11 protein-coding genes are annotated in these 12264 nt (G+C 63.9%); 9 read left to right on the top strand and 2 right to left on the bottom strand.

Features of this window, described 5'->3' with window-relative positions; all coding sequences use genetic code 11:
• The first annotated feature begins 326 nt into the window (after nucleotides 1-326).
• The 8 genes from KUV72_RS15450 (at nucleotide 327) to KUV72_RS15415 (ending at nucleotide 8677) form a co-directional block, all read left to right on the top strand.
• Nucleotides 327-1103, top strand: coding sequence for a FadR/GntR family transcriptional regulator (locus tag KUV72_RS15450; protein WP_409995511.1), 777 nt, complete (start codon nucleotides 327-329; stop codon nucleotides 1101-1103).
• A gap of 131 nt (nucleotides 1104-1234) precedes the next feature.
• Nucleotides 1235-2428, top strand: a complete 1194-nt coding sequence (locus KUV72_RS15445; protein ID WP_206943734.1) for an ABC transporter substrate-binding protein — start codon at nucleotides 1235-1237, stop codon at nucleotides 2426-2428.
• Between the two features lie 57 nt (nucleotides 2429-2485).
• Nucleotides 2486-3346 (top strand): branched-chain amino acid ABC transporter permease, encoded by an 861-nt coding sequence (locus tag KUV72_RS15440; protein ID WP_206943736.1) that lies wholly within the window; start codon nucleotides 2486-2488, stop codon nucleotides 3344-3346.
• 1 nt (nucleotide 3347) lies between these two features.
• Nucleotides 3348-4373, top strand: coding sequence for a branched-chain amino acid ABC transporter permease (locus KUV72_RS15435; RefSeq protein ID WP_261317525.1), 1026 nt, complete (start codon nucleotides 3348-3350; stop codon nucleotides 4371-4373).
• Nucleotides 4370-5146, top strand: a complete 777-nt coding sequence (locus KUV72_RS15430) for an ABC transporter ATP-binding protein (protein ID WP_206943738.1) — start codon at nucleotides 4370-4372, stop codon at nucleotides 5144-5146. Before KUV72_RS15435 ends, KUV72_RS15430 begins: the two co-directional genes overlap by 4 nt.
• Complete coding sequence (locus KUV72_RS15425) at nucleotides 5146-5841, top strand: ABC transporter ATP-binding protein (RefSeq protein WP_222238998.1); 696 nt, start codon at nucleotides 5146-5148, stop codon at nucleotides 5839-5841. The genes KUV72_RS15430 and KUV72_RS15425 overlap by 1 nt, the downstream gene beginning before the upstream one ends.
• A 110-nt stretch (nucleotides 5842-5951) precedes the next feature.
• Complete coding sequence (locus tag KUV72_RS15420; protein WP_222238997.1) at nucleotides 5952-7253, top strand: Zn-dependent hydrolase; 1302 nt, start codon at nucleotides 5952-5954, stop codon at nucleotides 7251-7253.
• Entirely contained in the window at nucleotides 7250-8677 is a 1428-nt protein-coding gene (locus KUV72_RS15415; RefSeq protein ID WP_222238996.1) for an amidase, read from the top strand. The genes KUV72_RS15420 and KUV72_RS15415 overlap by 4 nt, the downstream gene beginning before the upstream one ends.
• Nucleotides 8678-8823: 146 nt before the next feature.
• Here the strand turns inward: KUV72_RS15415 and KUV72_RS15410 are convergent, their stop codons facing one another.
• Together KUV72_RS15410 and KUV72_RS15405 are read right to left on the bottom strand one after the other, a co-directional pair.
• Nucleotides 8824-10482, bottom strand: coding sequence for a thiamine pyrophosphate-binding protein (locus tag KUV72_RS15410; RefSeq protein ID WP_222238995.1), 1659 nt, complete (start codon nucleotides 10480-10482; stop codon nucleotides 8824-8826).
• Nucleotides 10483-10495: 13 nt separating this feature from the next.
• A complete protein-coding gene (locus KUV72_RS15405; protein WP_206943748.1) occupies nucleotides 10496-10813 on the bottom strand; it encodes an NIPSNAP family protein in 318 nt (105 codons plus the stop codon).
• 395 nt (nucleotides 10814-11208) lie between these two features.
• On the opposite strand from KUV72_RS15405, the gene yiaK reads away from it, so the two are divergent.
• Nucleotides 11209-12237 carry a 3-dehydro-L-gulonate 2-dehydrogenase gene (gene yiaK, locus KUV72_RS15400; protein WP_222238994.1) on the top strand — a complete coding sequence of 343 codons (1029 nt, stop codon included), beginning with the start codon at nucleotides 11209-11211 and terminating at the stop codon, nucleotides 12235-12237.
• The last annotated feature ends 27 nt before the right edge of the window (nucleotides 12238-12264 follow it).

Raw genomic sequence — 12264 nt, 5'->3', positions numbered from 1 at the left:
GCCTGGTGGTCATGGCCTGTCGTTGTCGTGGTCTAGCTGTCTTATCGGGTCTGTCTTGTCCGGGCTGTCTTGTTCGGGCTGTCTTGTTCGGGCTGTCTTGTCCGGACTGTCTAGGTCAGGCTAAGCGCCGAGCGGTGATAGCCGGATGGTCGTGACATAACGGCAGCATGGCGGCTGTAGAAAGTTGATAAAACACCACTCTGTTTTCGCTTAGGTCAGTAAATCTAAACGTAATTGGGTCTGCTGGCGTTGGCATAAATTGACTTGACCAATTCGCGCATTGGGACTAATCCTTATATTTATTCGAATAAATGACCGAGATGCCCGTGCCGACTTCTTTTCCCCAGCGCCGTCAGAAGCTCGCCGACCTGATCTGCGAGGACATCAAGCAGAAGATCGTGATGGAGAACCTGTCGCCAGGGGACCGGCTGCCCAACGAAAAAGCCCTGATGGAGCGCTATGAATGCGCCAAGGGCACGATTCGTGAGGCCCTCAGGGTGCTTGAGGTAGAGGGGCTGGTAGTGCTGAAGACGGGGCCAGGCGGTGGCGCGATCATCCGAGAAGTGACCATCGACCCGGCCTGCCGCGCCCTGCGCAACTTTCTGCACTTTCAGCACGTGGATGGCAGCCAGGTCTATCAGCTGCGTCGGATGGTAGAGGTGGAGGTCGCGGTAGCGGCCATGGATCATCTCGATGAGGCCGGACGTGAGCGGCTGCGTGACAACATCGCCCACTGCCAGCGGCCCCATGAAGATGAACTGAGCCAGCGCCAGCACCGCATGCTGGAGCTCGAGTTCCACAACATTCTGGCGGAGTACTGTCCCAATCCGCTGCTGCGTTTCATGAGCACCTTTCTCAACGATCTACTGCGCGACCTGGTGGTGATCAAGAAGGCCTATCGGCCGGAACGTCATGCCTTTGATGAGTCCAACATTCGCTACCACATCGCCCTGATGGAAGCCTTTGACAACGGTGACCGTGAAGCGGTGCGCCGTCTTATGTTCGAGCACATGTGTGATGCGGAGCACCACATGTCGGCCCTGGAAGGCGAGATGGCCAACCAGTTTCTGGTGTCGCCCGAGGTGCTGGGCGAAAGCGGCTGATCCCGTTTAGCCCGATCCGGCGACGGCCCACAGCGACCTATAACAACAACAGCGTCCCTTATAACAACAACCAAGCCACCCACGTCAGCGACCCCTCATCCACTCCGATGACGTCGACAAGAGGAATAACAATGACAGTGCGCAAGACACCCCTTCTGCTTTCCGCCCTGGCCCTTGGACTCGTGGCCCAGCCGTTGCTGGCCCAGGATCAGGAACCACTGACCTTCTACGGCGTGAAGTCGCTGTCTGGCGCCTTCGCCAGTTATGGCAAGTACGCCGAAATGGGGTCTCGCCTGGCGGTGGAAGAAGCCAGAACGTCCCTGGGACGTGATATCGACTACGTCAGCCTGGACACCGAAGGCAATGCCGGCCGGGCCATCCGCAAGGTGCAGGAAGCCATCAACCAGGACGGCGCCCGCTTGTTCAACGGCGCCACCCTTTCCTCCACCGCATTGGCGGTAGGCAAGGAAGTGGCTGGCGTCGAGGGGGTGTTCATGACGCCTGCCGGCGCCGACGAACTGACCGGCACCGAGTGCAACGCCTCCACCTTCCGCTGGTCGGTGCCGACCTACGGCGCCATTCGCGAAACCCTGGTGCCGTTGATGGAAGCGCTGCCCGAGGCCAAGCGGTTCTATACCATCACCCCGGAATATGTGTTCGGCGAGGCGCTGCTCGACAACGCCAAGGCCGTCTTCGAGGAAGCCGGTGTCGAGCACGTGGGGAACAGCTATCACTCGCTGCAGGAGCAGGAATTCTCCGGCTACCTGACCAACGCCATGGCGGCCTCTCCTGATGTACTGGTGCTGCTCAACTTTGGCGCCCAGTCCTCCAACGCCCTGCGCCAGGCACGCAACTTCGGCCTCAATGATCAGATGGATATTCTGATGGTGTGGTCGGCGGGCCTGGACCAGTTCGAAGAGCTGGGTGCCGCCAATGTCGAAGGCATCTACTTCGGCGCCCAGTACTGGCACGAGGTGGATACACCCTTCAACAACGAGCTGGTGGCAGCGGTGCGCGATGCCTATGACATCACGCCCACCTATCCGCTGGCAGCGGACTACACCATGACGCGGGTGATGCTGGAGGTCGCCGATCAGAGCGGGGCCAGCACAGGTCCGGCGCTGATCGAAGCCCTGGAGGGGTACACCTATCAAGGGCCGACCGGCGAAGAAACCATCCGAGCGTCTGACCATCAGGTCATCAAGGATTACTACCTGCTCCAGGGCAAGGCTCAGGACGAGATGGACGATGACGATGACTATGCCGACGTGATCAGCGCCGGCCAGTCCTTTGTCGCCCCCGAAGATTCGCCCTGCCAGCTGTAAGGCAGCCCTCGTCCGTCTGCCGGGGGCGCCGCCCTCGGCATTCCAGGAGCCGCGACCATGCTTAATGTCTATCTGTTCCAGGTCCTTAACGGCCTGGGGCTCGGGATGATCTATTTTCTGATTTCGGTGGGATTGACGCTGATCTTCGGCCTGTTGAACTTCGTCAACTTTGCCCATGGAGCCTTCTTCCTGGTCGGCTCCTACCTCTGCTACACCCTGGTCAGCCTGACCGGCAACTTCTGGCTGGCCCTGGTGGCGGGACCGCTGTTGGTCGCGCTGCTGGCCTGGGCGCTGGAGCGTAGCCTGATCCAGCGTATCTACCACTTGCCGCATACCTTTCAGATCCTGGTGACGCTAGGCATCGCCCTGATCATTCAGGAACTGTCGATCATGATCTGGGGGCCAGTGGGCAAGAGCATTCCCACCCCGGAAGCCCTGCAGGGCGTGGTGCGCATCGGCAACTTTGCCTACCCCTACTACCGACTGTTCCTGATCGGCTTCAGTGCCCTGGTCGCCGTCGTGCTGTGGCTGCTGCTGGAGCGGACCCGTTTCGGCGCCCTGGTCCGGGCCGGCAGCGAGTCCACCGAGATGGTGTCGCTGCTGGGCTCCAACATCTTTCGTCTGTTCTCGGTCACCTTTGCCCTGGGAGTGGGCCTGGCGGGATTGGCCGGGGTGCTGTCGGCTCCCCTGCGCGGGGCCCATCCGTTCATCGGCCCAGAGGTTCTGGGGCTGGCGTTCGTGGTGGTGGTGATCGGTGGCATGGGCTCCTTCAGTGGTGCCCTGGTGGCGGGATTGATCGTGGGCGTGGTGCAGAGCCTGATGACCTCGCTGTGGCCACAAGGCGCAAGCCTGATGATCTACGCCGCCATGGCAGTGGTGATTCTGCTGCGTCCCCACGGACTGTTCGGGAGAGCATGAGATGATGACCAAGACTCTGGAACCTACCAGCACCGCTGCGCGCCCAAGCCGGTTCAAGGGCCGGCTGGGGACGGGGACGACGTTGGCCATGCTGGCGGTGATGGTGCTGCTGCCGGTGGTGCTGCCGTCGGCGACCCTGGCGACCGAGATTCTGATCTTTGCCATGGCCGCACTGGCCTGCAATCTGCTGCTCGGCTTCACCGGTCTGCTGTCCTTTGGCCAGGCCATCTTCTTCGGTGCGGGGGCCTATATCAGTGCCCTGGCGATGATCCACCTCAATGCCGGGCTGGTCGGTGCCCTGTTGATTGCGGTGGTGGTGGGCGCCGTGCTGGCGCTGGGTGTCGGCATGCTGTGCATCCGCCGTAAAGGCATCTACTTTGTGATGCTCACCCTGGCCCTGACCCAGATGGCCTACTTTCTGGCCTACACCTTGAGTGACTGGACCGGTGGCGACAACGGCCTGCTCGACGTGCCACGTCCGCCCCTGGCAGTGGGCGAAACCACCCTGATCAGCTTCGACTCACCGCTGGCCTTCTATGCGCTGGTCGCGGTGCTGTTTGCGGTCATCTACGTGGTGGCACGACGCATCACCGACTCACCCTTCGGCAGCACCCTGCTGGCGATCCGCGAGAACGAACAGCGCGCCTCGGCGCTGGGGTATGACACCCGACTGTTCAAGGTCATGGTGTTCGTGCTGTCCGGGGGAATCACCGCCCTCGCCGGTGCCCTTTACGGCATGCTGCTGAACTTCGTGCCGCTGTCGAACATCGAGCTGTTGATGTCCGAACAGATCCTGATCATGACCATCATCGGCGGCACCGGCTCGCTGTTCGGCTCACTGCTGGGCGCCGGCGCGATCGTCTTGCTGGGTGATCTGCTGTCATCGATCTGGCCGCGCTGGATGCTGCTGCTCGGGGTGGCCCTGATCGCGGTGGTGATCTTTATGCGAGGTGGTCTGTGGGGCGGCCTGTCCAGCCTGCTGGAACGTCGTAGCAAGCGCACCGATGGCAAGGAGGGCGACCAATGACCACGCAAACCTCGCGTCCCGGCGCCGACACTCTGCTGGAAACCCGTGACCTGGTGCTCGCCTACGGGGCCTTCCACGCCGTGGATGGTGTCAACCTGCGTATCGGCAAGGGCAAGATCCATACCGTGATCGGGCCCAACGGGGCAGGCAAGACCAGCCTGTTCCACTGCCTGACCGGCGAGCGCCGTCCCAGCGCTGGCAAGATCCTGCTGGAGGGGAGAGACATCACCCGCGAGCCAGCCCATGGCCGAGTGGGACTTGGCATGTCGCGCTCGTTTCAGGTGACCAGCTTGTTTCAGGAGCTGAGCGTGCACGAGAACCTGCGGCTGGCGGCCCAGGGGGTCGACGGTTGGCGCGCCCTCAATTTCTGGCAACGCCTGAACAAGCGTCGCGAGCACCTGGCTCGAGCGGACGAGATTCTCGAACGCATTGGTCTGTCAGGCCGTGCCGGGGTGGCCGCGGGCGAGCTGTCCCATGGCCAGCAGCGCATTCTCGAGGTCGGCATGGCGATCTGCCCGCGACCACGCCTGCTATTGCTCGATGAGCCGACCTCAGGGATGGGCATCGACGATATCCCCAGCATGACCACGCTGATCGGCGAGCTGGGCCGAGACCACAGCATTCTGTTGATCGAACACAACATGAGCATCGTGATGTCGATCAGCGACACCATCACCGTCATGAACCGGGGGCAGGTGCTGGTGGAGGGCGACCCCCACAGCGTGCGCAATGATGCCCGTGTCAGAGACGCCTATCTGGGAGAAGCCGCCTGATGCTCGAGTTGACGGATATTCACAGCTATTACGGCAAGAGCCACGTCCTGGAAGGGGTATCGCTTACGGTCGGTGAAGGCGAGCTGGTGACGCTGCTGGGACGTAACGGTGCAGGCAAGACCACGACCTTGAAAAGCATCATGGGCCTGGTCGATACGCCGACCGGCAGCATCAGCCTGCGAGGCACGCCGCTGCTTGGCCAGGCACCGTTCCAGATTGCTCGCCAGGGCGTGGCGCTGGTGCCGGAGCATCGTGGCATCTTCAGCATTCTCAGCGTCGAAGAGAACCTGCAGATCGCCGTTCGCCGCGGCAGTCGCTGGCAGATGGCAGATATCTTTCGCTGGTTCCCCCGCCTCGAGGAGCGGCGACGCAATCGCGGCAACGCTCTATCCGGCGGCGAGCAGCAGATGCTGGCGATTGCCCGGGCGCTGCTCAACGATCCCCAGATCCTGCTGCTGGACGAGCCCACCGAGGGCCTGGCGCCAGTCATCGTCGACGAGATCGTCAAGATCCTCAAGGCCATTCGCGGCGAGGGACTGTCGGTACTGCTGGTCGAACAGAATCTGCGGGTCTGCGAAGAGGTGGCCGATCGCCACTACATCCTCGAACAGGGCCAGATCGTCTACACCGGCAGCGCCGATGATTTTCGTGACGATCCCGCGGTACGTGACCGTTATCTGGCCCTCAGCGCCTGACCTGGCGACGCCCCGGCTGCTGCGTTCGGCTGGGGCCACGCTACGCCCTCAGGACCCAGCGTCACCGCTCCCCTGGGGCGCTGAAACAGCACAATGACAAGGATACTCTGATGACAGCAACCGTCACTTCCCCGGCAGCCGCAGCGACTGCCACCCTGGCCTGCGATGGCGAGCGCCTGTGGGCCTCACTGATGTCCCTGGCAGAGCTGGGCGCCACTCCCAAGGGCGGCGTCAATCGCCAGGCCCTGACCGAGCTCGACCGCCAGGCCCGTGACCTGTTTATCGGCTGGTGCCAAGCGGAGGGCATGAGCGTGCGTATCGACGCCATCGGCAACATAGTGGCGCGTCGCGAGGGCAGTGAACCCGACCTGCCGGCGGTCATGACCGGCAGCCATATTGATACCCAGCCCACCGGTGGCAAGTTCGATGGCTGCTTCGGCGTGCTGGCGGGGCTTGAGGTCGTCCGTACCCTCAATCAGCATGCCATCACCACCCGTGCGCCCATCGACGTGGTCGCCTGGACCAACGAAGAAGGCTGTCGCTTTCCGCCCTGCATGATGGGTTCCGGAGTCTATGCCGGCCAGCTGGGTCTGGACGACATGCTGTCTCGCCAGGATGACGCTGGCGTCAGCGTGGGCGAGGCCCTGGATGCCATCGGCTATCGTGGTAGCGATCGGCTGGACCCCTCTGCGGTCAAGGCCTACTTCGAGGCGCATATCGAGCAAGGGCCCCTGCTCGAGGATACCGACACCACCCTGGGAGTGGTCATCGGTGCACTTGGCCAGAAATGGTTTGACCTGACCCTGACCGGCGTCGAAGCCCACGCCGGACCGACGCCCATGCATCTGCGCAAGGATGCGCTGGTGGGTGCCGCCGAGATTACCGTAGCGATCAACCGCATGGCGCGCGACGCGGCCCCCCACGGGCGCGGTACGGTCGGTGTGATGCAGCCCCATCCCGGGTCGCGCAACGTCATTCCTGGGCAGGTCAAGATGACCGTCGACCTGCGTCACCTGGACCCGCTGACCCTTGAGACGATGGCGACCCAGCTGGCAGAGGTGGTGCAGGAGGTCAGCCAGCGTCATGGTCTGGCGGCAGAACTGACGCCCACCGCCGATTTTCCGCCGGAGGCCTTCGACGATAGCTGCATCGAGGCCGTGCGTGCCGGTGCCAAGGCCCACGGGCTCAGCCATATGGACATCGTCAGTGGCGCCGGCCACGACGCCATCTTCGTGGGACGGGTGGCGCCGGCGGCGATGATTTTTGTGCCCTGCAAGGATGGTATCAGTCACAACGAAAGCGAGTATGCCAAGCCGGAGGAGCTCAAGGCCGGCTGCGATGTGCTGTTGCACGCCATGCTCGAGAGCGCCGGTGATGGCAGTGACGCCGCTGACCAGGGAGGCCAGGCATGAGCCATGAGGCTGCAGTGACGACCGGCCAGGCGGCGGAGCTTGCTGATCTGGGAGCGACCCAGGCGCTTGAGGCCTATCGCCGCGGCGAGTGCACGCCCAGCCTGGTCATCGCAGATTGCCTGTCGCGCATCGCCCGCGACAACCCACGGGTCAACGCCTTCTCCCATGTGGCGGGGGACGATGCCCTGGCGGCCGCCGAGGCGTCGACCCTGCGCTGGCAACAGGGCAGACCGTGCGGGCCATTGGACGGCGTGCCGGTGACCATCAAGGACCTGACGTTGACCCAGGGCATGCCGACGCGGCTGGGCTCACGTACCAGCGATGCCCATGCTCCTGCCGCTGTCGATGCCCCGGTATCGCGCTTTCTGCGCGAGGCCGGCGCCATCATCGTCGGCAAGACCTTGTCGCCGGAATTTGGCTGGAAGGGGGTGACCGATAACCCGCTGCATGGCATCTGTCGCAATCCCTGGGATACCCGTCTGACCCCAGGGGGCTCGTCGGGAGGAGCCGGGGCGGCGGCGGCGCTCAACCTTGGCATGCTGCATCAGGGGAGCGATGCCGGTGGCTCGATCCGTATTCCCTGCAGCTTTACCGGCACCTTTGGCATCAAACCCACCTTTGGCTGGGTGCCCCAGTGGCCCTCCAGCGCCATGAGTACCCTGTCCCACCTGGGGCCCATGACTCGCTCTGTGGAAGACAGTGCCCTGATGATGCGCTTGCTGGCACAGCCGGACAGCCGCGATGGCTATGCGGGGCCGCGTTGCCCCATCGACTGGCAGGCGCCGCGGCCTGATCACCTGCGCGGCGTTCGGGTCGCGATCAGTCTCGACCTTGGCTATGTCGAGGTAGCGCCGGACATTCGCCAGGGCGTCATCCGCGCCGCAGCGCTGCTGCAGGACCTGGGCGCCAGTGTCGAGTGGGTCGATCCGGGGTTCGCCGATCCCATCGAGACCTTCAATACCCTGTGGTTTGCCGGGGCTTCCCAGGTGCTGGAGAGACTCGATGAGTCGCAGCAGGCCATGCTGGATCCCGGTTTCCTCGAGATCGCCCGACGCGGCACCGGAATTTCCCTGTCGCAGTATCTGGCCGCCCGTCGTCATCGCAGCGAGCTGACCGCCGCCATGGGGGAGTTCCATCAACGCTATGACCTGCTGATGACGCCGACCATGCCGATCTCGCCGTTTGCCGCCGGCCACAACGTACCCCCGGGCGGGCCTTACCGGGAGTGGATGGACTGGACCCCCTTCACCTATCCCTTCAACCTCACCCAACAGCCCGCCGCCTCCTTGCCCTGCGGGCTGGACGAGCAGGGACTGCCGATGGGGCTGCACCTGGTCGGACCGAAGTTCGCTGATGACCGAGTGATGCAGGTGGCGGCGCTGCTGGAGTCACGTCTGCCACGCCTTACACCGCCGCGTCCCTGACCCAGGCCTTTATCCAGGTATTGAGCTTGACCTGCCTCAGCCACCGCCTTTTCCTCCAGGGCGTTGGCGGGGCCTTTGGTCTTAGCTGTCCAGCCGTTGGCGCGCAGCGGGTCAGCGCGTCGGTCGGCTTTGCCAGCACGCTCGTCTCAGGGATTGAGCTGCTCCAGGGTCAGCCGGGGAGACAGGGCCTGGCGATCCTGGCGCAGTTCCAGCAGTGCCGGGGAGGCACTGCGCCGGGTATGCTCCAGGGCACGTGACAGGGCGTCCACGAAGGCGTCATCGTGGTCCACGGTTTCGCCGAAGGCGCCATAGGCGCGGGCCAGGGCAGCAAAGTCTGGATTGACCAGATCGGTGGCGGACGGCCGCCGTGGGTAGCGCTTCTGCTGATGCATGCGAATGGTGCCGTACATGCCGTTGTTGATCACCAGAATCACCACCGCAGCGCCATACTGGCAGGCGGTGCCCAGCTCCTGGGAGACCATCTGGAAACAGCCGTCGCCGGCCAGGCAGATGGCATCCCGCTCGGGATGGCGCAACTTGGCGGCAATGGCGGCGGGCAAGCCATAGCCCATGGAGCCCGAGGTAGGGGCAAGCTGGGTGCGAAAGCCGCGATAGCGGTAGTAGCGGTGTAGCCAGGCGGAGTAGTTGCCGGCGCCATTGGTCAGGATGGCGTCATCACCCAGCACCTCATTGAGCCGTGCAATGACGTTCTCCATACGTAGCGCGCCTGGCGTGGGCTCCGGCTGTTGCCAGCTGGCGTAGTCGTCGCGGGCGGCGCGGACCCAGGCGCCGCGCTCGACGCTGGGCGCCTCGGCCGCTGCCGCCAGCTGCTCGATCATCGCCCCCGCACACGCGACCACCGCCAGCTCAGGACGGTAGACCCGCCCAAGTTCGCTGGGATCGGCATGCACGTGGATCAGCCGCTGACGTGGCAGCGGTGGCGTCAGCAGGGTGTAGCCGCTGGTGGTCATCTCGCCCAGGCGCGCGCCAAGGGCCAGGATCAGATCGGCATCACGGACCCGCTGGGCCAGCGCCGGGTTGATACCGATGCCCACGTCGCCGACGTAGTTCGGGTGGCGATTGTCCAGGTAGTCCTGGCAGCGAAAGGAGGCGCCGACGGGGAGTTCGCACAGGCGTGCAAAGTGGCCGAGCGCTTCGGCGGCGCGAGCCGACCAGCCGCCGCCTCCGATGATGACCAGTGGGCGTTCGGCACTGCCAATGGCGCGCATTACTGCCTGCACGTCGTGCTGCGCGGCGAGTCCGCTAGGCAGGGTGGCAGCAGGCACCGACGCCGCATCACAGTCCGATGACAGCATGTCTTCCGGCAGGCCCAGCACCACCGGGCCAGGCCTCCCGCTCTGGGCCACGTGGAAGGCGTGACTGATGTATTCCGGCAGGCGGTCGACCCGATCGATATTGGCGACCCACTTGGCCAGGGGCGAGAACATGGCGACCAGGTCGACCTCCTGAAAGGCCTCGCGATCGCGCTGGTCGCTTGCCACCTGGCCGACGAACAGCACCATGGGCGTGGAATCCTGATAGGCCACGTGCACGCCGCTGGCGGCGTTGGTGGCGCCCGGGCCGCGGGTCACAAAGGCGACGCCAGGGCGCCCGCTCAACTTGCCATCGGCCTCTGCCATCATCGCAGCCCCACCTTCCTGGCGGGCGACAATGGTCTCGATCTCGGCATCGTGGAGGGCATCCAGCGCTGCCAGATAGCTTTCGCCGGGCACACAGAATACCCGCTCGACCCGCTGCTGCTGCAGCGCCTCGACCAGAGCAAGTCCACCGTGAGGATGGGTCATGAAACCTCCTGGCTCAGAGCGGTGAGAAGCGGGTGGAGCGCAACAGCTTGTTGGTCTGATGCTGGACGTTACCGGCCTCGGCGCTTTTCTTGCGATAGGCGATCCATTCGGGGTCCTGTTCCATGGCCGTGCGACGGCGCTCCCGGTCCGCCGCGGAGGCATACCCCCACAGGTGCACCACCTGATTCTGTGGTCCGGTCTCGGTGACGAAGTAGCCGATCAGATTGCCCAAATGGCGCTGCTGGATGGGCAAACCCTCGCGTTCGTAGAGCTCGAGAAAGGCGTTCAAACGGCCGGGGACCATGGTGTAGGTGCGGTGGTCGACGATCATGAGATCTCCTGGTGGGGCACGATGGGTGAGGCATTCATTTGTCAATATTTGTAGTACATATGATTAATTCGTGCGAGTACGACCATGGTGGAAGGTGGAGGCAGCGAAGGTAGGAAAGGGTGTTTCGTAGCAGCGATAAAGCAGAGATAAGCTAGCGATAAAGCAGAGTTAAGGTGGCGATCTGGTAGCGATAGGGGGGTAATAGCGCCGCCCGGTCGGGACGCGGGGTTGTCGAAGGGACGTCGTTGCTGGTCGCTGCTTCACTAAAGTCGCATTTCGTTGTGCGGTGGCCCCGTCTATGTTGCTCATACAGCAACTTTGTATGATGTAGTACTTAATCTTCGACGGCGGTGCTGGCCCTTAGCGGCGAGGCACCACCCTCAAGGAGAGGTTCGATGACTCAGGTCACCTTTGACGAGCTGCGCTCGCGTTTGGCCGCAGTGCTGAATGCGGCGGGCCTGGCGCCGGAAGATGCCGAGCTGTGCGCGCGCATTCATGCTGAAAGTACTCGTGACGGGGTGGTCTCCCACGGTATTGGCCGCATTCCGCGTTTCGTCGATTACCTGAACAAGGGGTGGGTCGATCCGGCTGCTCGGCTGAGCCTGGTGCAACGATTGGGTGCCCTGGAAGTCTTCGATGGCCACTTTGGGATTGGCGTTCGCCACGCACTCGACGCCACCGAGCGGGCCATGGAGTTGGCCTCCGAGCATGGCATGGGGCTGGTCGCCGTGCGCAATACCACCCACTGGATGCGCGGTGGCAGCTATGGCTGGCATGCGGTCGAGCGGGGATTTGCCGCGATCATGTGGACCAACACCGAATCCTGCATGCCCGCCTGGGGGGCCGCCAGCCAGAGTATCGGCAACAACCCGTTGGTCATGGCGGTGCCTGCAGAGCAGGGTCCCATGGTGCTGGACATGGCCATGTCCCAGTTCTCCTACGGCAAGCTGAACAGCCTGGCCCTGGCCGGCGAGTCCTTGCCGGTGGACGGTGGCTTCGACCAGGCGGGACAGCTCAGTCGCGATCCTGGCGCCATCGCTGAGTCGCGGCGCCTGCTGCCTGCGGGCTACTGGAAGGGATCCGGCCTGGCGATGCTGCTGGACGTGATGGCGGCGCTATTGTCCCAGGGCAACCCCACCCATCATATCGATACCCTGGGACGCGGCAGCGGTGGCGGCGCCTCCCAGGTATTTCTGGTCTTCGACCCGCGCAAGCTGGCCGGCCTCGAGGCCTGCAATGCGCTGGTCGAAGGGCTTGCCGGCCACCTGGCCGACGCCGTGCCGGTGGACGCCGTGCCGGTGGACGCCGGCCGGCCGCCCCGCTGGCCGGGACAATCCACCGGAAATAGGCGCCACGCAGACAACGACAGCCTGCTCGACGTGCCCGATGACCTGTGGCAGGCCGTTCTCGCCTTACCTAGATAAAGAGCCTTGAGACGAGGTCCATGAGCC

The organism is Halomonas sp. DP4Y7-1, from assembly GCF_019800705.1.
Taxonomy (GTDB): Bacteria; Pseudomonadota; Gammaproteobacteria; order Pseudomonadales; family Halomonadaceae; genus Halomonas; species Halomonas litopenaei_A.
Note: the sequence above shows the minus strand (reverse complement) of the source record. Positions and strands in the feature narration are given on the sequence as shown.

Excerpts from the sequence above, each read along its gene's own strand:
- KUV72_RS15445 (WP_206943734.1), top strand. The coding sequence starts at position 1,235 with ATGACAGTGCGCAAGACACCCCTTCTGCTTTCCGCCCTGGCCCTTGGA.
- KUV72_RS15440 (WP_206943736.1), top strand. The coding sequence starts at position 2,486 with ATGCTTAATGTCTATCTGTTCCAGGTCCTTAACGGCCTGGGGCTCGGG.
- KUV72_RS15435 (WP_261317525.1), top strand. The coding sequence starts at position 3,348 with ATGATGACCAAGACTCTGGAACCTACCAGCACCGCTGCGCGCCCAAGC.
- KUV72_RS15430 (WP_206943738.1), top strand. The coding sequence starts at position 4,370 with ATGACCACGCAAACCTCGCGTCCCGGCGCCGACACTCTGCTGGAAACC.
- KUV72_RS15425 (WP_222238998.1), top strand. The coding sequence starts at position 5,146 with ATGCTCGAGTTGACGGATATTCACAGCTATTACGGCAAGAGCCACGTC.
- KUV72_RS15420 (WP_222238997.1), top strand. The coding sequence starts at position 5,952 with ATGACAGCAACCGTCACTTCCCCGGCAGCCGCAGCGACTGCCACCCTG.
- KUV72_RS15415 (WP_222238996.1), top strand. The coding sequence starts at position 7,250 with ATGAGCCATGAGGCTGCAGTGACGACCGGCCAGGCGGCGGAGCTTGCT.
- KUV72_RS15410 (WP_222238995.1), bottom strand. The coding sequence starts at position 10,482 with ATGACCCATCCTCACGGTGGACTTGCTCTGGTCGAGGCGCTGCAGCAG.
- KUV72_RS15405 (WP_206943748.1), bottom strand. The coding sequence starts at position 10,813 with ATGATCGTCGACCACCGCACCTACACCATGGTCCCCGGCCGTTTGAAC.
- yiaK (WP_222238994.1), top strand. The coding sequence starts at position 11,209 with ATGACTCAGGTCACCTTTGACGAGCTGCGCTCGCGTTTGGCCGCAGTG.